Source organism: Archangium primigenium (assembly GCF_016904885.1).
Classification (GTDB): Bacteria; Myxococcota; Myxococcia; order Myxococcales; family Myxococcaceae; genus Cystobacter; species Cystobacter primigenius.
In genome coordinates this window covers 6,287,034-6,313,049 of record NZ_JADWYI010000001.1, presented here as the reverse complement: position 1 = coordinate 6,313,049, position 26,016 = coordinate 6,287,034, and the positions used below count along the sequence as shown (strand labels likewise).

Here is a 26,016-nt window from a genome sequence, read left to right as displayed (position 1 = left end):
GGGGACGCGGGGGTGCCGGGGAATCGCCGTGAACCTACGCGCGCGGCCGCGTGGAGCGCGCCGGACGCTCGAGGCGGTGGACGGCCGCGACCAGGCACGCGGCGCTGCCCCCGCCGAGGTGGAACTGCTCGAGCGGGACGTGCACGGGCGTCTTGCCCGCGTCGCGCACCGCCTGCTCCGTGACGGGCGCGCGGCAGGGGATGAGCACCGAGTTGCCGCACTCGACCATGTTGAGGCTGAAGCGCAGGGCCTCGTCCCGGGGAATGGGCACGAGCCGCCGGATGCCCGGCGTGCGCTCCATGCGCTGGAAGGACTCGCGGGTGAAGGCCTCCGGGTACACGAGCGCCGTGCCGTCCTCGAGCACCGTCAGCGCCACGTCCAGGTGGTAGAGCGCCGGATCCGTCAGCTCCACGGGCGTCACGGGCACCTCGAGGAAGCGCTCCAGCTCGGCGGCGGCCTTCACGTCCGAGCGCTGGCCATGGCCGAGCAGCAGGCCCTGGCCCTCGGGCAGCATGACCACGTCCCCGCCCTCGAAGTGCGCGGACGGCGGGCCGTGCAGCTCGAACCCCCGGGCCTCCAGGGCCACGGCGCGCATGCGCTGCTCCTGGCCGCGCTCGCCGTGCAGGTAGCTGGCGAGCAGGGCGCGACGCCGTCCCCCCCGCTCCACGAGCAGCGCGTTGTCCTTGGCGAACACGGAGTCGAAGGCCCCGTGGACGAAGGGCAGCTCCAGCACCTCGGCGCCCTCGCGGCGCAGCGCCTCGCGCAGCACGCGGTGCTCCTCGCAGGCCGCCGTCATGTCCACCGGGCCCACGCGCATGTGCGGGTTGATGACCCAGCTCACGCGAAAGGCGCAGTCCGTGTCCCGTGCATGCGCCTCGTCCCGCCCACACTCGAGCTGACTGACGACGAAGGTCCTCCCGGAGGCCGGGGTTTCGTTCGGGTGTGCCTTCATCGGATTCCCCCCAGAGGTTCTCTGCCTGGGCGCATGGGGTAGGGTCTTTTCACTGCGGGCGCGGCTTCTTCCACAAAGGCCGTGCGCCTTCAATTACGTAAAATGCTGATTGACGGGGGGGAGGGGCTTTGGATCAGCGCTTCGCGCGGACGGGCCACGCCATCGGGGGCCCTACCCGGGAAGTCGACAGGACACCCGACCACCGAGAGGTGGCCTCACGCTCACGCGGGCGAACGGCTACGGAGCGGACGCGGGCCGCTCGATGACGCGCCAGGTCAGACGCTCGCCGCCGGTCGTATGGTTGGGTACATGACAGTGCACGAGGTAGTCGCCCGCCGGGTGCCGCTGTCCCGGCGCGGTGAGGCTGAGGCTGCCGCCGGGCATCAGGAGATGCGGCTGGCCCATGGGCTCGTCGGCGGCCTCGCGCCAGCCGTGCACGTGGGGAATGTGCGGCTCCGCGTTGCCCGCGTGCACCACCCGCAGGGTGACGGATTCGTCCCGGTAGGAGCGCAGCGGGGGCGGGGTCCGAGGCCCTGGCCCGGCCTCGTCCCGCTCGAACTGGGGGTGACTGTGGTAGTTGAGGCCGAACGCGCCCGCGCGAAACGGCCCCGCCATCTCGTCCAGCTCCGGCAGGGGCTCGCCCCGGGCCGAGCGCACGTCGGCCACCTCGGGGGGGCCCATGGCGTGCGCGATCAGCACCCACTCCCGGAAGGCCGGTGCCCCCGGCGGCTCGATGAGGGCCTCCCAGCCCTCGCCGGACGCGTGCGGCGCGCCCGTGGTGGCGTCGCGGTAGCGCGTGCCCGCGGGCTCCAGCACCAGCGCGCCGAAGAGGCCTCGCGCCTCGCGATCGCCGCCCTCCTCCGGATCATGCAGCAGGTAGGCCCCCTGGGCCTCGGGCTCCCGCGGCAGCGCGAGCACGTAGGTGAGGGCCTGGCCCGGCGAGAGCGAGGCCCCGGGCACGAAGGCGCGCGGGCGCGCGGGTCCGCCCACCGTGCCCCCCAGGCCCTCGAAGTGCAGCGCGGCGGATTCACGCGCGAGCCGGTTGGTGAAGCGCAGGCGCAGGCACTCGCCCAGGTTGGCGCGCAGCACCAGCGGGTGGAGCGGTTCGCCCGGCGACCCGGCCCCCGCGCCGTCGAGCACGTAACGCACCCCCTGGGGCACGTGGTCACCCTCGGCGTTGAGGACGAGGTCGGCGGCCACGGCCGACACGGCATACGCGCGAACGGGGATGCCCGGGGGACAGGCCGGCGCCTCGGGCGCGGGGCGGGCACTCGCCCTCCAGAGGCACAGGGTGCCCAGCCAGATCAGGGAGGTGAAGGCCGAGCCCCGGGCGGACGTGAGCGCGGTGCGCACCCGGCGGTGGACCAGCAGCCACGCGAGGGGGAACACCGGCACTTGCAGCAGCAGGGCGTCCCGGAGGGCCGTCCAGGCCGTGTCCGCCCAGGTGTCGGCCGGGGCGTCCTCCGCCCCGGCGTCGGCATTGGCCACCGAGCAGAGGAAGCGGCTGTCGTCCTGGAGGGCCGGCGGGGTCGCGGAGCGGGCGGCGCCGAAATCGAGCACCTCGGGCGTGGCGAGCTGCCGCTGGACGAGCCCCCGGCCCACGGCCACCGGCAGCAGGACGAGGAGGAAGGCCGTGGAGAGCAGGCCCGCCTTGTGCGCGGAGGTGAGGGGCCGTGTCTCCCGTCGGCGGTACGCGCGCACGCCCGCCACCGCCAGCACCCCCCCCCCCAGCAGCAGCGCCGCGTCCTTCACCAGCAGGGCGGCCACCACGCGCGCGGGAGGCGGGTCTCCGCCGGACAGCAGGCCCAGCACGGCGAGCTCCCAGCCCAGCACGCCACAGGCCAGGGGCACGACGAGCTCCCACCGGGGCTTCCACGGCTCGCCCTCGGCGAGGACCACGGGCGCGCCTTTCATTCGTCCGTCCGGGGCGTCACGAGGTAGGCGATGACGTCCGCCATGTCCTGGGCGCTCAGCACCTCGCCATACAGGGGCATGGGGCTGGGCCCCACACAGGGCTGTCCGCCCGGACACGCGGGCGCGATGAAGGCATCGGGGTTGAGCAGCGACTCGTAGGCGTACTGCGCCGCGCTCAGGCCCGCGATGCGCGTGGAGCCCGCCTGGAAGAACGCGCCGAGCGACGGGCCCACCCGCGCCGCGTCCAAGGCCTCGAGCGCGCCATGGCAGGCGACGCAGCCCAAGCGGTCATAGAGCGCCGCGCCCGAGCCGGCCGAGCCCGCGGGCAGCTCCCCCACGCTCTCGGGCCAGCCCCGGGGCTCGCGCGCCTCGGCGCCCAGGGGCCGCCGGGTCGCCAGCAGCGCGATGCGCTCCTCGCCCCGGGCCCAGAGCAGGCGCAGGGGCGCCGGGGTGCGGGGCACGTCGAAGCCCAGCGTCAGGAACAGCAGCTCCCCGGGGCCCAGGGTGAAGGGCCGGGAGACATCCGTCGTCGCGCGCCACTCGGTGGCCGTGCGCCCCTCCGACAGCCGCAGCTCCCCGGGCGAGAACTCCAGGGGCATCGCGCGGGGGTTGAAGATGGACACCTCCACGGCGAGCCGCCGGGAGCCCTCGGGAGGCGAGCCCGGCAGCGTGGGCAGGCGCGCCGTGTCGCCATGATCCGTGGCCTCGTGCAGCCAGACGGCCCGCTCCATCCGCAGCCGCAGGCCCCGCTGTTCGGCCTCGCGTCGGGGCTGCTCGGCGCGCGCCCGCAGCACGAGCACCAGCCCGGAGAGGCTCGCCAGCAGCGCCAGGCCCACCGCGCGCCAGGGACTAGAGCGCATCCGCGCCGGGCTCCGACACGGGAACGGACACGGTCACCGGCCCCGCCTTCTCGAAGCGCAGTGTCACGTCCAACCGGGACGCCCGGGTCGGCACGGCGTAGAGCATGAGGTGCTTGCCGCCGGGCTCCAGCTCCACGCGGCTGCGCGCTGGGAGGCGGAAGCCCTCGGGCCGGGGATTCATCCGCATCAGCTCGCCCTCGCTCGTCACCTCGTGCAGCTCCACGCTGCCGGCCGATGGAGACTCGGCCGAGACGAGCCGGTCCTCCTGCGCGGTGCCGTTGACGAGCGTGAGGTAGATGGCGCCCACCCGCGAGGGCGTGAGCAGCGCCCGGGCCCGCTCCACCCGGGGGCTGGAGTCCGGCGCCTCGTCCTCCGCCAGGAGCCGCGCCACCTCGTCGCGCAGATACTCGCCGCCGACGGAGTAGGGCAGGCGCAGCCGCAACTGGCCCCGCTTGTCCACGACGAAGAAGGCCCCGGTATGATCGATGGTGTAGGGCAGATCCTTCGCGAAGGGGTGCTCGCGGTAGCGCGTGGTGTCCGGGTAGTGCCGCGCCGCGGTGACGTTCCAGGCGGCGAGCACCGGGGCGATGCCCTCCGGCTCCAGCCGCAGGCCCGTGAACCGCGTGCTGAAGGCGCGCACGTACGTCTGGAGCTGCTCGGCGCCGTCGCGATCGGGGTCCACGGAGAGGAACACCACCTGGAGGTCCCTCGACGCGGGGCCCAGGGCGCTCTGCAGCCGCTGCAGTTGGGTCAGCGTGGTGGGGCAGACGTCCGGACAGGAGGTGTACCCGAAGGTCAGCACCACCACCTTGCCGCGCTGCTCGCTCAACCGGAAGACGCCGCCCGAGGCCTGGGGGACCTCGAGCGTGGGCGCGGCCTGGAGCGGAAGCACCGCGAACTCATTGCTCCGGCGGCACCCGGCCCCGAGCAGCAGGAGCGCGCACAGCGGTGGCAGCCAGCGGAATCGTTGGCGCATCGGGACGGCCTCCCCGGGGGTTCGAGCCAAGGGAGGAAGGATGGGACGCGGGCGCGCTCCGGGCGAGTGGCCCGGCGGGACGAGGCCTGTGTCCGCTGCCGATCAGCCGCGCGACGGGCCGCGCCGCCAGCGCTCCACCTGCGCCAGGTGCAGCAGATCCCGGGCCGAGCCGCGCTCGCGCTTGAGCCCGAGCAGCGTCTCCCACGCCAGCAGGGGCAGCCCCGCCACGCGCCGGGCCTGGGCCACCGCCTCGGCTAGGTTCAGTGTGTCGTGCTCGTAGGTGCCGTCCACCACCAGGGCACCCTGGCGCGCCCGCACGTAGTACCGGCCGCGCAGCGCCTCCAGCGCCAGCGGGGGCGTCACGGGCACGTCCCACACCGCGAGCGCCCAGCCCTCCGCCGCCATGAGCCGCGCCCAGCGCTGGAGGTTGTCGGGCGAGGGCTCCAGGAAGAGATCGCAGTCCGGGACGGGCTCGCCCTCCAGGGCGTCCATGTACAGGCGCAGCGCGAGCGAGCCCGTGAGCGCGAACGCCACCCCCTCCGCCTCCAGCCGGTGCAGGAGCGCCAGGTAGGCGGCGTGCTCGACGGGCCCGGGGCTCATGGGAGGGTGCGCAGCAGCACCTCGCGCTCCGGATCCCAATCCGCGCAGAGGTTGCCGTTGGCGTGGAAGACGAGCTTGTGGATGACGCCGGAGCGGTGGCGGGCCTTCATGGCCTCGTAGTCCGAGGCCTCGAACGTCACGTCGCACCGCTCCCGCCAGCGCAGGCGCGCGTTCCAATAGTAGTAGCCGTGGGTGACGTCCAGGGGCTGGAAGTCCGAGGAGGCTCCGCCGCCGGGCAGCAGGGACGCGAGCAGCGTGTCCATGGGCACCCGATCCCGCTCCACGGTGCGCGCGGTGGCGTTGGGCAGGTAGAGCCCGTGCAGCCGGGAGAACTCGCGGAAGACCACGTCCGTCACGCCGAGCGCGTCCACCGCCCAGCGCAGGTAGGCCTCCACGTCCTCGGGCGTCGCCACGCCCGTGCGCTGCACGATGCACACGAGCCGCACCGGAACATGGCCACGCGTGGCGCGCACCGCGGCCTCGAACACCTCGCGCCGGGCCACGGGCTGGCCGGGCCGGAAGCGCATGATGGCGTCGTTGCGCGCGGGCTCCGGGTGGTGCCGGGACACCTCCACGCGCGTGAGGCCGTAGCGCGCCAGCCGGGGCAGCAGCACCGCGCCCGACGTCTCCGCGCACAGCCCCGCGGCATTGGAATAGAGGACCTTCTCCGTCACCCGGCCCTCGGGGTGGCGCTCGTGCCGCTCCAGCACGTCCAGCACGCCGAGCAACCAGTCCGGATCGTCCGTGGCCTCCAGCCCCGACAGGGAGATGCCCAGGGGCAGGCCCCGGAGCGCGGCGAGCGCCCGCGCGAGGCCCTCGAGGTAGTCCGGCCCCGGCCGCAGCGAGGCCGCCAGGCGCCCCGCGTCCCGATGCCGCAGCGTCTCCGAGCAGAAGACGCAGCGGGCCGAGCAGGGCCGGGCGGAGGCGAACGGGGTGAACGTCACCGGCAGCGCCACCCGCCAGGCCTCGCCCTCCACCCGGTGCTCGCGCAACGACTCGGGGGGCGGCACCTGGCGGTGCACGGGGAGGCCGGAGAGGAGCGCGGGCGGCGCGAACACGCGGGGGGCGTCCGGGCTCAGTAGTGCCAGGGGAAGCGCTTGTAGTCCTGGTCGCGCTTCTCCAGGAAGGCGTCGCGGCCCTCCTGGGCCTCCTCGGTGCCGTAGGCGAGCCGGGTGGCCTCGCCCGCGAAGAGCTGCTGGCCCACGAGCCCGTCGTCCGGCAGGTTGAAGCCGTACTTGAGCATGCGCATGGCCGTGGGGCTCTTGGAGTTGATGAGCGCGCCCCACTCGAGCGCCACTTCTTCCAGCTGCGCGTGGGGCACGGCCGCGTTCACCATGCCCATGGCGGCGGCCTGCTCGGCCGTGTAGTCCAGTCCGAGGAAGAAGATCTCCCGCGCCTTCTTCTGGCCGATCTGCCGCGCGAGCAGCGCCGAGCCATAGCCGCTGTCGAAGCTGGCCACGTCCGGATCCGTCTGCTTGAAAATGGCGTGCTCCTTGCTCGCGAGCGTCATGTCGCACACCACGTGCAGGCTGTGGCCCCCGCCCACCGCCCAGCCGGGCACCACGGCGATGACCACCTTGGGCATGAAGCGGATGAGGCGCTGCACCTCGAGGATGTGCAGGCGACCCAGGCGGCCCGGATCCGGCTTGCCCGCCTCGCCCCCCTCGTACTTGTAGCCGTCCTTGCCGCGGATGCGCTGGTCACCGCCGGCGCAGAAGGCCCAGCCGCCGTCCTTGGGCGAGGGCCCGTTGCCGGTGATGAGCACGCAGCCCACGTCCGTGGTCATGCGCGCGTGGTCGAGCGCCGTGTACAGCTCGTCCACCGTCTTGGGCCGGAAGGCGTTGCGCACCTCGGGACGGTTGAAGGCGATGCGCACCGTGCCCTGATCCACGGCGCGGTGGTAGGTGATGTCCTCGAACGGGAAGCCGTCGACCTGACGCCAGCGCGCGGCATTGAAGAGGGGGGAAATCGTCATGACCGTGTCTCCGAGTGGGGGCGCGCGGACCCTAGTGCCCCCCCTCGGCGAGCGTCAATCGCGGGCCTGGGCGCGCTGGTACTCCGCGAGCGTGGGCGGGTACTCGGACCAGAAGTACAGCGAGCCCGTGTGGCCCATGAGCGTCTCCTGTTTGCCGGCCGTGTCCGCGTCGGACACGAGGAGCAGCCAGGGCGCGAAGAGCGAGGGGACGGGGCCGCGAACCAGGGAGAGCGGCAGGGCCAGGTCCAGGGCGTAGCCGTGCGCGCCCTGGCTCCAGGAACCCGTGGCCTCGGGCAGGTCCACCTCGACCGCCTTGCTCTTGCCGCCCTCCTGCTCGCGCCAGCGCCGCACGAGGAGCCGACCCTCGGGGGCGAGCAGCACACCCAGCTTGCGCGTGCCGGACGCGGTCGGGCTCAACAAGAGCTCCAGGTGGTCGGAGTGCAGGCCGGTGCCCGTGGTGAAGGGCACGACGACGTCGTCATCCACCTCGGCGCGCAGGTGAAGGGTGTCGCCCACACGCGAGAGCCGCCAGGCCAGGGCGAGGTCGTGCGCGTCGGTCCAGGCGTCGCGGCCCCAGGGAATGTGCAGGCGCGTATAGGCGTGCACGGTGGGGGCGAGCGCCCGGGCGGCCTCGACGGACTTCGCCTCGCGCACGGGGTAGGGCGTGGCGCCCTCCACGTGGAGGCCTTCCGTCCGCACGAAGTCCATGGACTCGGGACGCACGCGGGAGATGGACTGATGGCTTCCCTCGCTGCCACGCACCCCATCACAGGCGACGAACGTGTAGGCCGTGGGGGTCAGGGAGAAATAGTGTGGCGACTCGTCGGTCAGCGCGGGCAGGGGGAGGGCCCGCACCTGATCGCCCTTCACCAGGACCGGGCAGAAGGGCCTCCCGCAGCTGGAGTTCCTGTCGCCCGGTGCCGTATCGAGGACGAGCACGCACGTCTTCCCATGACATTCATGGTGCAGGGGAATCATCCGCTCCGCCCCGCAGACCTTCCGGGCCTGGGCGAGCAGGGCCTCGGACACGGGCTCGTGGAGGCGGGGCGTGGTGTCGGCGAGGGTGCCCGAGGGCGGAGCGGAGGCCGGGGTCTTCTCGCGCTTCCAGGCGGGGAGCGGTGGATCCTTCTCCCGCGTGAGGGCCTTGCCGTTGGCGGACAGCGTCCAGCGCTGGAGAACGACCCGTGCCACCTGATCCACGCCCGTGTCCGGCGGGATGTACTCCGGCAGCGTCATGTCCCCGCGGGAGAGCGCGCCCGCCGTGCTTTTGAGGATCTCGATGCGCCGGGGTCCGATGAACCGCACGTCGAAGGTGCTCCGGCCGACCGAGAGGCCCTCTCCACCTTCCACGAGGATCCGGCCCCCTCGGTCGGTGATGTAGAGGTTGCTGTTCTCACAGAACGCACCCGCGCACGGGCCGAGGAACGTGGTGACCTGCCAGACACAGAAGTTCCCGTGACAGTCGTACCGCTTGTTCCACTGCTGATCTGGAACACTCTCGCCGAGCACGTCGCCCACGATGGGCTGGGCGAGCGCCGGGGCCGCGAGGCCCACGGTGAACAGCGCCCCCAGGGCCCACGTGCGCCGGGCCTTGTTCCAATGGTTCGTGCTTCCCTTGCCTTCGCCGCGCATGTCGCCACTCCCGTGCAGGACCGTGTGTGCCGCCCGGCATAGCAAGGGCGATACCAGGGAGCGGGAGCGGGGACTCGCGAGGAAGCGGTCTCCCGGGGCGCGGACGGAGGGCCACGCGCCGTGGTCCGGGGGACACGCGGAACCGGGACCGTACGGAGCGCGCACGGTCCCGGGGTTCGACTCACGTCACGGCAGGGCGAGGCCCAGCCGCTGGCGCAGACGCAGGAAGTCGTCGCTGACCACGTAGGACAGGAGCTGCTGGAGATCCCCACGCTCGCGCAGGGCCTGGAGCACGGGCTCGGCGTTGTCCACGCGCAGGGTGGCGAAGTTCGGGTCCTCCTTGAGCACCAGCGCGAGGCCCACCGACACGTCACCGCACATGAGCGCGCCGGCGCGGTCCGCCGACAGCGCGAGGCCCTCCAGCACGGGCGGCAGGTCCACCTTGGCCTGGGGTCCCAGCTCCAGGGCGGCCGGCTCCAGGGCCTTGAGCGCCTTGCGCGAGCAGGCGCGGCGGTACTGGCGCACCAGCTCCTCGTTGTTGCGCCCCAGCGCCGTGAACTGCGGGGCGAACACGCGCACCGAGTTGCCGAACAGGTCGACCGTCTCCCCGCGCGACAGCTTGGAGAGCACCGCCGTCTTGTTGAGCAGGCCCATGACCGCGCGGCCGATGAGGAACTTCTGCTCGCGCACGTTGAAGCGGCGCACCACGTCCTGGCCCACGCACACGGCGAGCGGCTCGCTCGTCTCCAGGGCGATGAGGCCCCGGCGCGCCTGGTACACCTCGAACTCCTCGACGCCGAAGACCTGGGCCACGGCGCGCACGGCCTTGAACACGGCGTGGTCCGTCTTGAGCTTGTCCTCCTTGCGGTTGACGCCGAGCAGTTCGAACTGGGGCGGGTGCAGCTTGCCGAGCTGATCGCCCACGGCGCGCATCACCTCGAGCAGGGGGCCGCGCGAGCTGGGGTGCGTGAGGCCCGCGTCCACGTCCGCGATCGACAGCTTCTCCTGCGTCTCCACGGGCAGGCGGCTGCGCATCTCCGTGTAGAAGGAGACCTCCACCTCGTTGGCCGAGCGCAGGAAGTGCAGGACCGCCGCGGCGCAGAAGGCCTTGTCGTTCTGCTTGAGGCCCTCCCACAGCCGGAAGAGCGCGTGCAGGCTGTCCACGCGCGTGGGCTCCAGGCGGAGGATCTGCCGGTGCTCCTCGATGGCGAGCTGGGCGGACGCCGCGTCACGCATGTAGAGCGTGGCGAGCGAGGCGCGCGCCTGGACGTTGGCGGGCTCCGTCTCCACGATCTGCCGGTAGAGCGTCACCGCGCGGTTGGGCTCCCCGAGCGCGCCGGCGCTCAGGTCCGCGACCTTGAGGCGCAGCGTGGTGGCGCGCCGCGTGTCGCCGGTCGTCTGCGCCTGGGAAGACTGCGCCTCGAGCATCTGCGACAGCTCCGGCAGCTTGCCCGCGCGCTCGTAGAGCCCCGCGAGCCGGTCCACCAGGGCCATGTCGCCGGGGGTCAGGTCCAGCGCCTGGCGGTAGAGGGTGGAGGCGGTGGCCACGTCCCCCAGGCCCTGCTCGTGCACCTGGGCGAGCGTCACCGTGTGGCGCGCGCGATCGGCCAAGGGCAGCTCCAGCTCGAGCAGCCGCTTGAGGCACTCCATGGCGCCCTGCCAGTTGCGCACCTGGAGGAACAGGGCGGTGAGCCGCTCGAGCACCTCGGTGTTCTGGGGCAGGCCCTCGCGCGCGGCGTGCAGGTGCACGGCGGCGTGGGTGGGCTCGTGGAGGTGATCCTGGTAGAGCGCGCCGAGCGTCAGGTGCATGCGCGCGAGCGCGCCGGGCTCGCCGCCCAGCTCCACGCGCTGGGTGAGGGTGCCGGCCGCCTCGGCGTGCCGGTGCTCCTCCATCAGCATGTGGGCGCGCAGCTCCAGGGCCTCGGGCGTCCGGGGCTGCAGCGCGAGGACGCGGTCGAGCAGCTCCAGGGCCCGGAGCCGGTCCCCCACGCCGGTGAGGTACGTCTTGGCGGCGTTGAGGAAGGCCGCCGCGGCGGCGGCCGTGTCGCCCTGCGCCTGCCGGGCCTCACCGCGCCGCTCCTGCAACAGGGCCAGGTCGCCCGCGCCGCCGCGCGCCGCCAGCAGCTCCTCGAGGCCCGCGGTGGCCGCGACGTCGAGCGGATCCCGCTCGAGCGCCTTGCGGTACAGGGCGATGGCACCCTCCTCGTCCTGGAGCGTGCCCGCGGCGAGGCGGGCCGCGGAGATGAAGGACTCGATGGCGCCGCGCGCGTCGCGGCTGGCATGGGCCTCGCTCTCCAGCAGCACGCGCGTGGAGGCGGCATCCCCCCGGCGCGAGAGCACGCGGCGCAGGCCCTGGAGCGCCGGCAGGCACTGGGGCTGCAACTGCAGCACGGCGCGGTAGGCCTGCTCGGCGCGGGTGGAGTTGTTGAGCTTGCCCTCGTCCAGCTCCGCGCAGCGCAGCATGAGCTGCACGCGCTCCATCTCCTCCGTCACCACCTGGAGGCGGCGCAGGTACAGGTCGGACAGGAGCGCGGCGTCTCCCTGCTGGCGCAGCACGCGCTCCAGGGTGAAGACGAGCCGCACGTCGCGCGGGTTCTCCGCCACGGCGAGCCGCAGCGCCTCCACGTCCATGCCCTTGTCCAGGTCCGCGGCGGCGTTCACCCGCAGGGCGAGCCCCAGGCGGCTGTCCTTCACCTGCTCGCTCAGGCGCAGGCGCAGCTCCCCGCGGCGCGCCCGGTCCCCGGCGCGGATGCGCTCGAGCGTCTTGAGGGCCGACAGGTGCTGGGGCTCCAAGGCGAGCACCGCCTCGCAGCACTGGGCCGCGCGCGAGGGCTCCTGGAAGTGGTCCAGGTAGAGCCGCGCGAGCTTCATGTAGGCGGCGACCTTGGCGCCCGTCGTCTGGCCCATCTGCGTCTCACGGTCCAGCAGCGCCACCAGCTCCTTCACGTCCTCGTCGGCGAGGAACAGCCGCTCCAGGGCGCGCAGGGTGGCGGTGTGGCCGGGGGCCAGCCGCAGCACTTCCTGGAAGACGCCGATGGCGTTGTCCGGCCGCTTGAGCTGGTCCTCCCAGATGGTGGCCGCGTGGTAGAGCGCGTTGGCGCGCTCCATGGGATCCGTGCGGTTGGCGGCCTCCGAGCGCAGCACCTCGATGAGGCTCTCCCACGCGCCCTTGGCCTTGTAGAGCCGCGCGAGCGCGCGCAGGGCGGGGAAGTGGCTGGGCGCCAGCGTGAGCACCTCCTGGTAGGAGGCGATGGCCTGGGACTCGTCCTTCACCCGGTGCTCGTACAGCTCGCCAATCTTGTGGATGAGCGCCGCGGCGGCCTCGGGGTTGGGGGAGATCTCCGCCTCCGCGCGGTACATGCGGATGAGGGGCTCCCACTTGCCCTCCATGGCGTAGAGCCGGCCCAGCGACTTGAGCGCGGGCAGGTAGGAGGGCATGAGCGTGAGCACGCGCTCGTACGCGGCGATGGCGCCCGCGCGGTCCTTCAAGTGCTCGTCGAGGATCTCCGCGTTGCGGTGGTAGAGCGAGAGCACCTGCTTGGTGTCTCCCACCAGCGACGCCTCCAGCTCCTGGTGGCGGATGAGCTCCGGGAAGCGGCCCGCGCGCTCGAGCAGCCGCGACAGGTTGTGGATGGTGGGCAGGTGCTCGGGCGCCAGGTCGAGGATGCGGCGCATGCACTCGATGGCGTGGTCCAGGTCATTGAGCCGCTCCTCGTGCAGCACCGCCACCTTGTTGAGCGTGGCGATGAGGAGGTCGCGGTCCTGCGTCTGGAGCAAGTCCTGCTCGTACATGGCCACCAGGTCCGCGAAGCGGCCCTGACGCTCGTACAGCCGGATGAGGGCCTTCTGGGCGGGGAGGTAGCCCGGCTGCACCTGGGTGCACGCGTGGTAGCGCGGGATGGCCTCCTCCTGCCGGCTCAGGCGCTCCTCGAGCACCTCGGCCGCCTTGAACATGCGCGCGGCCTTCTCCTTGGGGTCCTGCGCGGCGGCGGCCTCGGCGTCGAAGACGGAGACCAGGCCCTCCCAGTTGCGCGTGCGGTGGTAGAGCTTGCCCAGGCCCGCGAGCGACGCGGCATGGCCGGGGATGCGCGCGAGGATGGCCTGGTAGCGGCCGATGGCGTCCGGGTCGCGCTTGAGGTCCTCCTCGTAGAGCGCGGCCAGGCGCAGGCTGATGGCCACGAACTCGCCCTCGTCGTTGATGCAGCCCACCCACGCGAGCAGCACGTCCGCCAGCTCCTCGAAGCGGTGGCGCGTCTCGTAGACGTTGGCGAGCGCCGAGAGGATGAGCGACTCGTTGGGGCTCACGCGGCGCGCGTCGAGCAGGGCCGCGAGCGCCTCTTCCTTGCGCCCGAGCCGCTCGTACATCTTGCACAGCTGCAGCCAGGCGGGCGCGCCCTGGGGGCCGAGCGCGGCGGCCTCGGCGGACAGCACTTCCAGCAGCTCCTCGGCGCGGCCCTCGCGCACGGCCACGCGCTTGAGGGCGTTGAGCAGCAGGGGATCCGAGCGATCCTGCCGGAAGGCCTCGCGGAAGCACGCGGCGGCGTCGCTCGTGCGCTTGAGGCGCTCGTCGAGCACCATGCCCGCGGCGGTGAGGTAGTGGGCGCGCAGCGCGGGCGTCTCCAGCGCGTGGGCCAGCAGCTGGTACACCTCGATGAGCGAGGGGTAGTCATTGCGCGCCGCGTAGAGCGCCTCGAGCTGGGTGAGCAGGCCCACGTCCTGGGGCTTGAGCTCCAGACACTGGGTGAAGGCGGCCGTGGCGTCCTCGGCGCGACCCAGGCGCTCCTCGAGCAGCTGGCCCTTCTCGAAGAGCAGGGCGGCGCGCTCGGTGGGGCTCTCGATGGCGCCCAGCTCCGCGTCGAGCAGCTGCACGGCCATCTGCCAGTTGCCCACGTCGGCGAAGAGCCGGCGCGCGGCGCGGATGTTGGAGAGGAACCTGGGGGCGAGCCGGTAGGCCTGGTTGTAGGCCATGGCCGCGTTGCGCGGGTTCTTGAGGGGCTCCTCCCAGAGCCGGCCCATCTCGTGGAAGAGCAGGGCGGCCTGCGGCTCGCCGCCGAGCGCCCGCGCCTCACGCTCCAGGCTGGTGATGCGCTCGCGCGCCTCCTGCTCCGGGCTGGAGGCGGGGGGGATGTTCCCCAGGGTGGAGGCCATGGCCTGCGTGGCCGCCGGACGCGCGGTGTCGGTCTCCGCCGGGGCCGAGGTGACACCGGTGGGGCTCGAGGAGGGCGTCCTCGACAAGTCGTTGTGCTCACTCATGGGGATAGCCATCTCCGAGAGGGAAAAGATCGCGGCGGGGACGTCCGGGCCGGCCGGAGTTCGTACCATGCGCCCGGAGGCCCTCTCAAGTTCCCGACTTTCTTGGAGTTTCACCCACTGTCTGGCTGCTCGCCGGGGGGCCGGGCGCTGATTCCGTGATCTTCGGGGCCTGTCCTCGCCTGGCGGGTGAAGCGCTCGACCCGAGCCCTTCCTTCCAGGGAAATCCGGGCATGTTTTGGCTTCAAATGAATGGCTGCTAGCCTCGCGGCATGGCCGGGCGTCGGGAACCCTTGGATGAAGAGCAACGTGCGCTGCATGACTCGTGGGACTCCATCGCGCTGACGATGGGGCGGGTGGCGCTGGGCGCGGTGGTCGCCTGGATGGTGTGCGCGGGGCTGCGCTACGGCGTGCACGCCACGAGCGACACGCTGCTGACGTTCGTGGCGGAGTCGGGGCGGTGGTGGGCGCCCCTGGTGTTGGTGGGCCTGCTCGTGGTGGGCGGGCTCGCGCGGGGGCTGCTCAACCGCCGGCCCGGCTGGAGCGAGGTGGCCTCCGATGGCGTGGAGCGCGCGCTGCACCACTACCACATCACCTATGAGGATCCGGCGGATGACCCCCGCCCGCGCTATGCGCTGCCGACCTTCGTGCTGGCCCTGCGCAAGGCGGCGGCCACGCTGCTGACGCTGGGCACGGGGGCCTCGGGCGGACTGGAGGGCCCGTCGGTGCTGCTGGGCGAGTCCCTGGGAGCGGGGGTCGCCAAGCTCACCCGGGCGCGCTCGGAGCACACGCTGCGCACCTGCCAGCTCGCCAGCATCTCGGCCGCCGTGGCCACGCTGCTCAACGCGCCCTTCGCCGCCGCGCTCTTCGCCATCGAGGTCGTCTACGGCAACCGCATCGTCTACCGGAAGCTGTCCTACTGCCTCTTCGCCGGCATCATCGCCTACGTCCTCAACAACCGCTTCCTCGGCTTCCGCCCCATCTTCATGGCCCCGCCGCACGGCCACACCTACACGCTGGCGGAGTACGGCCTGACGGCGCTGGTGGCGGTGACCGTGTCCGCGCCGGTGGCGCTCGCCCTGGGCCTGACGATGAAGCACACCCGCCGCGTGGTGGAGCACGTGCACCCGGTGCTGCGCGGCGCCGTCGGCTCGCTGTGCACGGCCGGGGTGGCGCTGGGGCTCTTCTACGGCGTGGGGATGGATCCCCGGCACGTGCTGGGCATGGGCGAGTTCACCGTGGCCCGGCTCCTGGCCGGCGAGGCGGGGCCGCTGACGGCGTGGTGGTTCCTGCTGCTCATCGTCGTGGGCAAGCTGCTCACCACGGGCTTCACCCTGCAGTCGGGCGGCTCGGCGGGCATGCTCATTCCCTCCATGGTGCTCGGGGGCGTGTCCGGCGCGGCCACGGCGTTGGGCCTGGCCGCCACGGGCCTGGTGCGCCTGGACGTGGGCCTCTTCGTGGTGGTGGGCATCGCCTCGGCGCTGGTGGCCATGGTGGGTGTTCCCCTGGCGGCCATCGCCCTGGTGCTGGAGGTGTTCGGCGCGACCTATGGCCCGCCCGCGGTGCTCGCGTGTGGCCTCACCTACGTGCTCACGCTCCGCTTGCGCGTGTATAAAGAGCAGCCCCGCGAGGCTCCCGCGCGGGCCCTGGACGGCCTGGCCGCCGTCCCCACTTCCTGAGCGGGGGCGACGAGGCGTGATGATGCGCGTGGCATGGTGGTTGTGCGTGCTCCTGCTCGGGGCCGCGTGTGCCCGGTCGGCTCCGGCCCATCGGCAGGCGGAGGATCCCCTCACCGGCATGGCCTTCACCTCCTCCCTGGCGGTGCTGCTCGAGCACCGCGGGGAGCTGGCCCTCACCCCCGAGCAGGTGACGCGCTATGAGCAGATGGACTTCACCCTGCGCGAGAAGAACCGCGCGCTCCAGCAACAACTCGAGTCCCTGCGCGAGGCGAACAAGAAGGGCGGCCGACCCTGGCACGGCGGTTACCTGGGCGGCGGCTCGCACGACGTTCACGGGGGCAAGGGCGGCTCCATGAGCGGCCCGGCGGACGCGGATCAACAGAAGCTCCAGCGCCGCGCGCGCCTCACGCGGATCGAATCCACCCTGCGCGAGATGCAGGACAACGACTCCCAGGCCTACCTCCAGGCGGAGGGGCTCATGACCGACGCGCAGAAGCCCCGCGCGCGCGAGCTGTTCTCCGAGGAGCGCGACAAGCTGCTCAAGCAGCTCGACGCCATGCACTACCAGATGCGCAAGGGCGACTACTGACACGTCACCGGCGCGCCTGACACGCGGGTGGCACGTCCTGGCCCCGCCCGCCGTGAGGGCCTCCGAGAGCAGCACCCCCTGGCATGCGGCGTGTAGAGCGCACCTGTCGCGCTTCGCGCCCCTGACCGTGGGAGTTCTCGATGGATGCCTGTGATAGCCGCTTCGCCCTGGACTATGTCTACCCCGTCGCGCATGCCGCGTACGACGAGCCGTGGAATTCGGCCTCGCTGCCACTGCTGGCCGGCTTCACGCAAGTGGGGGAGATCCTCCTGACGCCGGCCTCCCCCAGCTTCATGGCCGTCCAGGGGGCCGCGCCGTCCGCCGGCTCCCAGAAGCTGCTCGCGTCCATGCTCAAGCCCCGAGGCGCGCCGCGTCCGCCCTCCGTTACCGTCGCCGCCGCCGCGCTGCCCCCCGCGCTCCATCCCAACGTCGCGGTGGCGGTGAACGACCGCTTCGGCTGGGTGTGCGTGGATCCCTCGCGCGCGCGGCTGATCGTGGCCTTCCGGGGCACGCAGACGCCGGAGGACTGGCTCCACGACGTGGACTTCGTCTCCGAGCCCTACCGTCCCATCGACGGCGGGGGCACGGTCCACCAGGGCTTCCAGCACGTGTACTACGCCGTGCGGGACAACGTGCTGCGCCTGGTGAAGGAGCGCTGCGCGGGCATCCGCGAGGTGCTCGTGACGGGCCACAGCCTGGGCGGGGCCCTGGCCACCCTGGCGCTGCCGGACATCGTGAACTTCCTGCGGAGCCAGCCCGAGGTGCCCGCGGGGTTGAAGGTCCTGCTCTACAGCCTGGCGAGTCCGCGCGCGGGCCACGCGGACTTCAAGACCTTCTTCAACGCGTGGCTGCCGTGCTGGCGCATCGTCAATACCTGGGACGTGGTGCCCAACGTGCCCCCGGAGCTGCTGGGCTACGCGCACGTGGGCATGCAGTCCACGGTCGACAGCGGGTTCCATCTGAACGCCGCGAGCAACCACGTCCTCGACACCGGCTACCTGCCCGGCATCGAGACGTGGAACCACCACGACCATCCCACCGGGGCCGTCCTGGCCGCGCATCTGGCCACCGCCGCCGAGGGCCGCTACGTGCCGCCCGGCGTCTGTGACTAGGACGGCGCCTGCCGTCAGCCCAGGCGGGAGAGCATCATCATCAGGCCCGCGAGCGACACGCCGAAGGCCGCCGAACGCACCCACGGCACGCCGAGCAGGTAGAGCGGGAGGTAGACGACGCGCGCGCAGAACCACAGCCAGGCGCCCGTCTCGCCCGCCCCGCCGCCGCGACCGGTGACGACGAGCGCGAGCGCCAGCGCGATGAAGGCGGGATAGGTCTCCTTGAAGTTGTCGAGCGCGCGCTGCGCCCGGCCCGCGTACGTGCCGAGCGGCGACGGGAGCGCGTCCCGTGCCCCCGCGCCCCAGGCCACCCCGCGCTGGCGCGCGCTCAGGCCTCCCTGGAAGGCGATGTGCACCAGGAGCAGGACGACGGACCAACCAAGCAGGGTGATTTCAGGGGGCAGCGGCGTGGGCAATGGCGTTCTCCTCGTGCCAAGGATGTGTCAGGCGGACGCGCCTGGCAAAACACCGACGCTTCATCGGGCGAGGTCGAGGACGGCAGAGAGCCGCAGGTCGGTGGCCGACATGGAGGGGCCCGCCATTCCGACTTCGGTCGTGATCTTCTGGAGGATGAGCACCTTCGAACCCTTCAAGAAGGCGCCCAGCACTTCGACCTCGGCACTTCCCGCGGAGGCGCCTCGATAGACGCGCACGCTCTCGTGGAACTGCTCGCCTTCGGCCAGGAAGGTCAAGGTGGACCTGGGCGAACGCGGCCTTGGCCTGGGCCAGACGCGCCTTGGACACAGCCGGCGCCGTGCACTTCTCGTGCGGGGGCGCATAGACCTCCCAGGAGCCCGTGTCGTCCGCCCCGGCGTGCATCAGGGCGAGCGTCACGCCGTCCAACGGCGTCTTCTTCATGCCCGCGTAATCACAGCTCGAGGGCTTGACGTGGACCGCTCCGATGGCCGAGTGGTCATCCTCCGTGTAGGGCTTCACGGTCGCGACGACCTTGAACCCCAGGAGACCTCGTTCCACGTCGACGCCCAGCAGCGTCAGTGACCGGAGCTCGACCGCGCCCCGGGTGGCGGCGATCTCGACATCCTTCGGATGGGGGCCGTCTATACGCGCTCCGCGTTCTGCTCCTGCGCCAGGAGAATGAGCTTGGCGCGGCTGGGCACGGCCAGCTTGACGAAGATTCGCTTCAGGTGCGTCTTCATCGTGTTCATCGAGCTGCCCATGTCCTCGGCGATGGTCTGGTTGTCCCAACCCTTCAGGACCCGCTCCACCACGTCCATCTCGCGCGGAGTGAGCCGCTTGCGCCACTCCCCTGGCGCCGACACCGCGTGCGACACCTCCTGCAGCAACAGCGCCCACGGCCTTCTGCCCTGCTGGAGGGGGAGCGCAAGGAAGGTCACCTTCAAACTTCGCTCGGGGCGCCGGAACATCAGGACGTCCTGCGCGCAGAGCCCCAGCGTCTCCGCGCGAACGAGCCGCTCCAGCGCGTCCAGGAGCACCACGGGCAGGCCCAGGCGGCCACACGGAGCGCCCTTGAACCACCGGTGGAGCAGCCCGGTGGACCGGGGCGTGCGCATCAGCTCGGTGGCGGGAGGACTCAGCACGATGCTCTCGAGCCCACCGTGCTGGAAGAGCCCGTCCATGAGCGTCGCCCGCTGGACGGCGTCTTCCATCAAACGGCAATTGCGGACCGTTCTCGCCAGGATGGGCGTCAGGCGTTGCAGGAACGCCCTTTCCTGATCCGAGAAGGACCGACGGCTCTCCCGATACAACGTGAAGCCACCGTGCCAGCCGAGTCCCACGTCCAGCAGCACGGACATCACGCGCTCCACCGGCATGTTCATCTCCCGGCAGTGCGCATACATCGCGCAGTTCCTCATCGCTTGGCGCGACATCATCTCGGAGTCCCGCAGCACGGTATTGGGCCGCTGGATCACCGCGGCGCTCACGAAGCACTCGTCCGCGATCTCCGGGTAGCGCTCGAAGAAGACCGGGGGCATCTCATGCACCATGGGCCAGTCGTATTGGCCGGGCGCTCCGGGCCTGGACACGCAAAGCCCTCCAAAATCCGCGGCCAGCACCCGGGACAGGACTTTATGGGACTCGGAGAAGACCTCCGCCAGGTCGAGCGAGCTGGTCAATGCCGCCATCACATCCAGGAGAACCTGCTCTCGCGATCCGGAGTTCTGATGATGTCGCATGCACACCCCCTCGGGCTTGGACTCCACGCCACCCGCGAAATCTAACCCCTTCCAGCGACCGCGGTCCCGTCCCCTGAGTCAACCCACGCTCATCACCCTTATGGGTGATGCCTGCCTTTCGCGAGTTCCCTGTACCTTCCGCCCTGTATTTCCCCAACATCCGGAGAAACCATCATGGTGTGTGCATTCACGAAGACAGAAGGTGGGCGAGGCATTGCCGCGAGAAGAGGCGCGCTCCTCCTGACCGCGGCGGCGCTGCTGGCGGGACTTCCAGGACAGGCGTTCGCGCAAGGCGTTGGAGTCATTCCGGAACGCGCCGGGGCGTGCCCTCGGCACAGTGATTACGTCTCGTTCTACATGGATAACGAAGACTCGTCTCCCATCTCCTCCGCGGGTGGCTGGACGGGCGCCATCACCCTGGAGAACGGATTCGACACGAACATGGGGTTCTGCCGGGTGGACGGGAGCGCGTTCCGCGGCCATCCCTATGCTGATTTCGCGGTCTTGTCGCTCGACACGCGCTGTCCGGAGGGCTCGTATCGGACCTCCCGGTTCTTCGACAACGAGGACACCCGCAACAGGAATGGGCGCCAGGGGAACATCTTCCCGAACTCCAGCGGTTCCGACACGTTGCTGTACTTCTGTGTGTTCCGGGCCACGGGGGTGATGTTGTATCAATTCCCCAACTTCCACCTCCCTTACGGCGTGTTCTCCAACATCGGTACGTCCTCTGCCATAGGCGAGGCCGTGGCTCTCGCCACCGGTGTCATGTTCACGGATGACGAAGACAGCAACAACCGGGATGAGGGCTATGTCCCCAACCTCATCTATGGCTCCGACGGAATCGGGCTCATGGGCAGGAACTCCTATCTGAAAATCGCGAAGTTGCGGGAGGACACCCTCCGCCTGAACTGTCTTCATGGCGGGAGCCTCGTGGGAACGAACTGCAAGATCCTGGCGTTCCAGAATTCACAGGTCATCCCGGGCATCAACTACTGGGTGTCCACCGATCAGCGCTGGCCCGGGGTCTATTACGCCCAGGTCAATGGGGGGTGTCCCCATGGGGGGACCGTGGCCGGCTACAATTGTGCTGTCTACAGTTTCTCGTCGGGCACGCTCATCCCGGGCGTGAACTACTGGGTCGACACGAATCCCCTGGCACCCGGCGTCTACTACGCGAACTGACGCCCTCCGGATGGAGATGAACGCGGCGCCCCAGGTGGCCGGGCCGGGACTCAGTGCTCGTGCTTGCAGCGGCCAAGGAATCGCACCAGTTCCGTATGGAACCACTGCGGTGCGTCCAACATCGGCCAGTGACTGGTGTGGGGCGCCAGGGCGTGGGACAGCTCGGGATGCTGGGCCACCAGGGTTTCCGGACCGGTGGCGGCCACCACGGCGTGCGTGGGCCCCGTGAAGCGCGCGAAGGCCTCGTTGGGATCATGACCCAGGAGGGATTCGAGGTTTCCGGCGATGGCCTCCCGGCGGGACGTGCGCAGCGTCTTCATCACCAGTGCGCGTGTCTTCTCCTTCGCGTTGATCAGCAGGGGCTCGGGCCAGTGCTCGTGGAAGGCGCCATACTTCGCCAGGCTGAAGTTCTCCAACCATGCCTCCCTTTCGGCCTTGTCCCGGAGGCGCATGTCTCCGGCCGCCTCGACGTAGAGAAGCCCGGCGAGCCGCTCAGGGTAGTAGGACGCGAAGGCCCCCGCGACCGCCGCTCCGAAGCCATGTCCCACCAGGACGAACTTCTGCTGGGGCAGCTGTGCATCGGCCACGGCGGCGACATCCTCCACCGCGGCCTCCACACCGAAGGGGCCATGGTAGCCCCCGCTCTCGCCCAGTCCGCGCAGATCGAACGCGACGCTGTGGGTCGTCAGCCCGTGTTGCGTCTCGGCCCAATGCGTCCGGTCCGCCGAGACGTCATGCACGAAGAGGAGGGGGATTCCTCCGGCGCCTTCCGTTGTCGCCATGAGGCGTCCCACGGGTCCGGATACGGTCACTGTCGTCGGGCCTTTATGCACCATCCCGCCACTCTGCGCGATTCACTGCGAGTGTGACTGTCGCGCCAGGCGCTCACGCCCACCTTTGAACAGACCCGTCCTCTCCGACCCTCCCACCGGGGCCGGCCTGGCCGCCGCCGCCGGGGGCCACTGCGTGCCGTCCGGCGTCAGCGACGGACGTCAGAAGGCCAGGGGCAGGCTCACCAGGCCCCGGGCCTGGGCACTCGGGCGCCACTCGAGCTTCTCGGGCGCCAGGGTCAGCCGCGGCGCCGGGATGCGCTCCAGCAGCAGCTCGAAGGCGAGGATGGCTTCCAGGCGGGCCAGGGGCGCGCCCAGGCAGAAGTGGATGCCATGGCCGAAGCCCACGTGCTTGTTGGGCGTGCGCCCCACGTTGAAGCGGTCCGGCTCGGGGAACGCCAGGGGGTCCCGGTCCGCGGCGAGGTAGTTCACCCGCACGGCCTCGTACGCGGGGAGGTGCTGGCCGTGCAGCACCATGTCCTCCTTCGCGAAGCGCAGGATGCTCAGCTCGAACGTGCCGCAGTAGCGCACCATCTCCTCCACCGCCGAGGGGATGAGGGCCCGGTTCTCCCGCAGCCGCTGGAACTGCTCCGGGTGGCGCAAGAGCTCCAGGAGGCCGTTGCCCAAGAGGTGCGCGGTCGTCTCGTACCCGCCGACGAGCAGCAGGAAGACGATGCTCCGCAGCTCGTCGGCGCTCAGCCGGTCTCCCTGCTCCTGCACGGTGATCAGCGCGCTGATCAGGTCGTCCTGGGGATCCTGCCGGCGCCGCTCGAAGAGGGCCTCCAGGTACTCGAAGAAGCGCTGGTAGGCCTCACGGGCCTTCTCCTGGGAGTCCTTGGACGGCGGGGCGAAGAACGTCTGCGTCCACGCGCGGAACTGGTCGCGGTCCTCGGCGGGAATCCCCAACATCTCGGCGATGACGATGATGGGCAGCGGAAAGGCGAACTCCTTGAGGAAGTCGGCGCCCGAGCCCTGGGCCTTCATGGTGTCGAGCAGCTGCGCGCAGATGGCGGTGATGCGCGGGCGCAACTCCTCGATGCGGCGCGGGGTGAAGGCCTTGGCCACCAGCGAGCGCATGCGCGTGTGATCCGGCGGATCCACGCTCAGCAGGTGCCGGGTGAGCGTGCGCGGCCGGTGGCCGAAGAAGCGCTGGCGGACCTCGTCGGGCAGGCGGGTGGGGTCCTGGGTGAAGCGGGGGTCGCGCACCATCGACACCACGTCGTCGTAGCGCGTCAGCAGCCAGAAGTGCATCCCGAGCTGCGGGTCGGTGATGCGGGCGAGGGGGAACTCCTCCCGCATGCGCTTGTAGAGCGGGAAGGGGTTGGCACGCACGTGGGGAGACCACAGCGTCTCGCCTTCCGCGAACAGGGGACTGACCGTCATGGATGGATGGATCCTTCGAGGGAAGGCGGGAGTCTAGAACTTCGAGGAGCAGGGGGGCCAGACGGTATCAGGGCGGGTTGTCGCCCACGCGCCGCAGCCGTTCTCCATGGGCGCGCGTGGCCTCGCCCAGGTCGGTGAGCAGGGCGTTGAACCGGGTGCGTCGGGCATCGATGTCCGCGCTCCAGGGCTTGTCGCTTGGGCGCAGCGGGGCATCCCACAGGCAGCCGTGCAGCGCGGAGAGCAGCGTGTGCAGGGGGTATTGCTCCACGGCTTCCTGGGGCGAGAGCACGCGCGAGTCCGCGAGCCGCCGCCGGAACTGCACGTAACGGTCGACGATGTCCCAGGTGCCCATCATGTCCACACGCACCAGCCGGCCATCGGTGAGCGCGTAGAGCGTGTGCGAGGCCACCGCGCCCGTGTCGTCGGGCCGGGCGCGCAGGAAGCCGCAGGTCGTGAGCTCCAGCGTCAGGGCAACGGCCGGGACCTTGAGCCAGTCCACCTGCCGCATCCGCTCGCCGATGGAGCCCGTCCAGGCCTCCGGGTTCGTCTCCGCGCGGGCGGGCAGGTTCTCGTCCTCGGCGATCAACGTGAGCAGGGGCCTGGCCTTGCGCGCCAGGTCCGGCACGGCCAGGTCGAGCAGCTCGGCCAGCAAGGCCGCCTCGGCCTCGTGCACGCCCTCGTGCACCTGCATCATCGTGCCGTACACCTCGAAGCCGGGCGCTCCGGGTGGGGCCGCGTCGAGGAGCGTCTGGAGCTGCCGGGCGGTCTCCAACACCCGCGCGTTCGCTTCGTTTTCGGGGGACGGCTTTCGGGGTGGGGCCATGCGCGCCAGCCTAGGCGGGAGCCTGTCCGGTGTCACCGGGGGCTCCCACCACGGTGGGGCGTCCGCCTCAGAGTCCGTTGGGGACCACGGTCACGGTGCCAGAGCCCCTGTTGGTCAAGATGAGATCGACGTATCCATTCGCGTCCATGTCCGCGGTGGCGATGGCGTTGAGGCCAGGCGAGGCGCCGGTCGTGACGACGCTGCCCGCGGTGAAGCCTCCGGTGCCGTTGCCGGTCATCGGGCGGACACCGCCCGTGGTCGTCGTCACGAGGATGTAGGCGTCGAGCTTGCCATCGCCGTTGAAGTCATTGGCCACGACGCCCAGCGCCGAGTTGCTGACCGCCGAGCTCCCGGTGGTGGACTGAACGCCGTTCGCGAAGGTGCCGTTGCCTTGGCCCTTGAAGAAGAAGAGGTACGCACCGGCCGCGCCGTTCGAGAGGATGTCGAGCGTGCCATCGCCGTCGGCGTCGCCGAAGGCGATGCCCGCCGTCTGGCCGTTGACGGCGTTGGTGTAGGAGACGGGCGCGGCGAACGAGCCATTGCCCTGGTTGAGGAGGATCGACAGGCGTGCGCTGGCGGGGCTCGTCACCACGAGATCGGAGAAGCCATCGCCGTTCAGGTCACGGCAGGCGATGGTCGACTGGACGCCGCCCGTGCTCGGGATGCCGATGAGCGTGGGCGCACCGAAGCTGCCCGCGCGGGTGCCGAGGAGCACACTCACCTGGTTCTGGCTCACGCTGGTCGTGGCGATGTCGGCCACCCCGTCAAGATCGAAGTCCGCGGTGCACAGGTGGATGGAGCCCGGAGTGCCGGTGGTGAAGCTCGTCGGCGTGCCAAAAGTCCCGGGCGCGCTCGGGCCCAGGTTCTTGTAGACGCTGATGGTTCCGTTGCTGGAGGACAGGTTGGTCTGACCGTTGACGGTGACGGCGTCGAGCCACCCGTCGCCGTCCACGTCCACGGCCACGACCGCGTTGCTGGAGAGCGAGGCGCCCCCGTGGTGGACCTCGGACTGGACGCCGCCCTCGCCCTTGCCCAGGAAGACGGAGAGCGAGCCGGAGGGGGTCGCGGCCGATCCGGACTCGGCGTTGGCCACCAGGATGTCGAGCTTGCCGTCGCCATTCACATCGGCGACCGCCGGGGCCAGCGGGTTGTGGCTCGCGGGAGAGCTGATCGGCGTGCCGGGGACCTGACCGGTGGGGGGGCTCTGGCAGGTGCCGTTCGAGCAGATCTGGCCTGTCGTGCACGTGATGCCGCAGGCGCCGCAGTGGGTGGCGTCGCTCTGGAGGTTCACCTCACAGCCATCGGAAGAGTTCCCGTTGCAATCCCCGAGGCTGCCGGAGCAGGCCTGGCAGTTGCTCCCCGTGTAGGTGGGCGCGCACGCGCACGTGTAGGCATTGATGCCGTCGGTGCAGGTGCCACCGTTCAGGCAGGGGCTCGCGGCGCACTCGTCGATGTTGGTGCAGGTCACGCCGTCGCCTTCGTACCCCGCGTTGCAGGCGCAGGTGAAGGCGTCCACGGTGTTGGTGCAGGTGGCGTTGTCGTCGCAGGTGTCGGTCCCGGCGGCGCACTCGTCGACCTCGACGTCGCCTTCGCCGCAGGTGCCGTTCTGGCACGTGAGGCCGTCGCAGCAGGGGACCGTGGCGTCGCACGGCGCTTTCACGGGCAGGCAGCCCAGGCCACCGCACGTCGGGTCGTAACTCGGCGAGGTCGGGTCGAGGCTGGTGACGTAGTCGCCGACGTGAGCGCTGTGCGCGTCGATACACGCCTGCTCGCTCACACGGACGATCGTGTAGGGATGGGTCGTCGAGGGCGTCTTGTGACAGATCTGGACCGTCCCGGTGACCTCGAAGTCATCGCACTGCGCGGGGGGCGGGGCGGGGGGGGGCGAGTCGACACCCGCGTCGTTCTCTCCGACGGAGGTCTCTCTGCAACCGCCCACGAGGCCGAGCAGACTGGCTCCCACGAGCATGGCGAGGAGCGGTGAGGTTTTACGTTTCATTGCGAATCTCCTGGGAGGGACATGCCCCTTGGACGGCAAGTCCCTCTCCCGTCACTCTACGTGGTGGCGCCAGGAGTTGCGTGTCGCGACGTTCGGACAGG

General features: G+C 71.1%; 20 protein-coding genes. 4 read left to right on the top strand and 16 right to left on the bottom strand.

Going from position 1 to position 26,016, the window contains the following annotated elements:
• Nucleotides 1-34: 34 nt before the first annotated feature.
• The 9 genes from I3V78_RS25775 to I3V78_RS25735 all read right to left on the bottom strand — a co-directional run bounded on the left by I3V78_RS25775 (nucleotide 35) and on the right by I3V78_RS25735 (nucleotide 14,162).
• Nucleotides 35-952 carry a dimethylarginine dimethylaminohydrolase family protein gene (locus I3V78_RS25775; protein WP_204491090.1) on the bottom strand — a complete coding sequence of 306 codons (918 nt, stop codon included), beginning with the start codon at nucleotides 950-952 and terminating at the stop codon, nucleotides 35-37.
• A 237-nt stretch (nucleotides 953-1,189) separates the two neighbouring features.
• A complete protein-coding gene (locus tag I3V78_RS25770) occupies nucleotides 1,190-2,866 on the bottom strand; it encodes a cupredoxin domain-containing protein (RefSeq protein ID WP_204491089.1) in 1,677 nt (558 codons plus the stop codon).
• Nucleotides 2,863-3,726, bottom strand: coding sequence for a c-type cytochrome (locus I3V78_RS25765; protein WP_204491088.1), 864 nt, complete (start codon nucleotides 3,724-3,726; stop codon nucleotides 2,863-2,865). Before I3V78_RS25765 ends, I3V78_RS25770 begins: the two co-directional genes overlap by 4 nt.
• Nucleotides 3,716-4,702, bottom strand: a complete 987-nt coding sequence (locus I3V78_RS25760) for an SCO family protein (RefSeq protein ID WP_204491087.1) — start codon at nucleotides 4,700-4,702, stop codon at nucleotides 3,716-3,718. The genes I3V78_RS25765 and I3V78_RS25760 overlap by 11 nt, the downstream gene beginning before the upstream one ends.
• Before the next feature lie 102 nt (nucleotides 4,703-4,804).
• On the bottom strand, nucleotides 4,805-5,302 hold the full coding sequence (locus I3V78_RS25755) for a hypothetical protein (RefSeq protein ID WP_204491086.1): 498 nt from the start codon (nucleotides 5,300-5,302) through the stop codon (nucleotides 4,805-4,807).
• Entirely contained in the window at nucleotides 5,299-6,360 is a 1,062-nt protein-coding gene (locus I3V78_RS25750; protein WP_204491085.1) for a radical SAM family protein, read from the bottom strand. The genes I3V78_RS25755 and I3V78_RS25750 overlap by 4 nt, the downstream gene beginning before the upstream one ends.
• A 17-nt stretch (nucleotides 6,361-6,377) precedes the next feature.
• Entirely contained in the window at nucleotides 6,378-7,277 is a 900-nt protein-coding gene (locus I3V78_RS25745; protein WP_204491084.1) for a 1,4-dihydroxy-2-naphthoyl-CoA synthase, read from the bottom strand.
• 54 nt (nucleotides 7,278-7,331) lie between these two features.
• Complete coding sequence (locus tag I3V78_RS25740) at nucleotides 7,332-8,909, bottom strand: DOMON domain-containing protein (protein ID WP_204491083.1); 1,578 nt, start codon at nucleotides 8,907-8,909, stop codon at nucleotides 7,332-7,334.
• 186 nt (nucleotides 8,910-9,095) lie between these two features.
• Nucleotides 9,096-14,162 carry a tetratricopeptide repeat protein gene (locus I3V78_RS25735; RefSeq protein WP_204491082.1) on the bottom strand — a complete coding sequence of 1,689 codons (5,067 nt, stop codon included), beginning with the start codon at nucleotides 14,160-14,162 and terminating at the stop codon, nucleotides 9,096-9,098.
• Nucleotides 14,163-14,452: 290 nt separating this feature from the next.
• Between I3V78_RS25735 and I3V78_RS25730 the strand changes: the two genes are divergently transcribed.
• The 3 genes from I3V78_RS25730 (at nucleotide 14,453) to I3V78_RS25720 (ending at nucleotide 17,539) form a co-directional block, all read left to right on the top strand.
• Entirely contained in the window at nucleotides 14,453-15,838 is a 1,386-nt protein-coding gene (locus I3V78_RS25730) for a chloride channel protein (protein ID WP_275583506.1), read from the top strand.
• A gap of 19 nt (nucleotides 15,839-15,857) precedes the next feature.
• The gene (locus tag I3V78_RS25725; RefSeq protein ID WP_204491080.1) at nucleotides 15,858-16,427 is read left to right on the top strand and encodes a hypothetical protein; all 570 of its coding nucleotides are present in this window, start codon (nucleotides 15,858-15,860) and stop codon (nucleotides 16,425-16,427) included.
• Between the two features lie 140 nt (nucleotides 16,428-16,567).
• Complete coding sequence (locus I3V78_RS25720; protein WP_204491079.1) at nucleotides 16,568-17,539, top strand: lipase family protein; 972 nt, start codon at nucleotides 16,568-16,570, stop codon at nucleotides 17,537-17,539.
• 14 nt (nucleotides 17,540-17,553) lie between these two features.
• Here I3V78_RS25720 and I3V78_RS25715 read toward each other — a convergent pair whose 3' ends face one another.
• The 3 genes from I3V78_RS25715 to I3V78_RS25705 form a co-directional block, all read right to left on the bottom strand.
• Complete coding sequence (locus tag I3V78_RS25715; RefSeq protein WP_204491078.1) at nucleotides 17,554-17,955, bottom strand: MAPEG family protein; 402 nt, start codon at nucleotides 17,953-17,955, stop codon at nucleotides 17,554-17,556.
• A 60-nt stretch (nucleotides 17,956-18,015) separates the two neighbouring features.
• Complete coding sequence (locus tag I3V78_RS25710) at nucleotides 18,016-18,231, bottom strand: hypothetical protein (RefSeq protein ID WP_204491077.1); 216 nt, start codon at nucleotides 18,229-18,231, stop codon at nucleotides 18,016-18,018.
• Between the two features lie 366 nt (nucleotides 18,232-18,597).
• Entirely contained in the window at nucleotides 18,598-19,644 is a 1,047-nt protein-coding gene (locus I3V78_RS25705) for a helix-turn-helix transcriptional regulator (RefSeq protein ID WP_239576605.1), read from the bottom strand.
• Nucleotides 19,645-19,869: 225 nt separating this feature from the next.
• Here I3V78_RS25705 and I3V78_RS25700 point away from each other — a divergent pair, with 225 nt between their 5' ends.
• A complete protein-coding gene (locus I3V78_RS25700) occupies nucleotides 19,870-20,880 on the top strand; it encodes a hypothetical protein (RefSeq protein WP_204491075.1) in 1,011 nt (336 codons plus the stop codon).
• Between the two features lie 50 nt (nucleotides 20,881-20,930).
• Here I3V78_RS25700 and I3V78_RS25695 read toward each other — a convergent pair whose 3' ends face one another.
• From I3V78_RS25695 to I3V78_RS25680, 4 genes are all read right to left on the bottom strand, one after another.
• On the bottom strand, nucleotides 20,931-21,662 hold the full coding sequence (locus tag I3V78_RS25695; RefSeq protein WP_239576602.1) for an alpha/beta fold hydrolase: 732 nt from the start codon (nucleotides 21,660-21,662) through the stop codon (nucleotides 20,931-20,933).
• A 210-nt stretch (nucleotides 21,663-21,872) separates the two neighbouring features.
• Nucleotides 21,873-23,093: a cytochrome P450 family protein gene (locus I3V78_RS25690; protein WP_204491073.1), complete on the bottom strand. Its 1,221-nt coding sequence runs from the start codon at nucleotides 23,091-23,093 to the stop codon at nucleotides 21,873-21,875.
• A 67-nt stretch (nucleotides 23,094-23,160) separates the two neighbouring features.
• Nucleotides 23,161-23,916 (bottom strand): hypothetical protein, encoded by a 756-nt coding sequence (locus I3V78_RS25685; RefSeq protein ID WP_204491072.1) that lies wholly within the window; start codon nucleotides 23,914-23,916, stop codon nucleotides 23,161-23,163.
• A 67-nt stretch (nucleotides 23,917-23,983) separates the two neighbouring features.
• On the bottom strand, nucleotides 23,984-25,915 hold the full coding sequence (locus tag I3V78_RS25680; protein ID WP_204491071.1) for an FG-GAP-like repeat-containing protein: 1,932 nt from the start codon (nucleotides 25,913-25,915) through the stop codon (nucleotides 23,984-23,986).
• Between the last annotated feature and the right edge of the window lie 101 nt (nucleotides 25,916-26,016).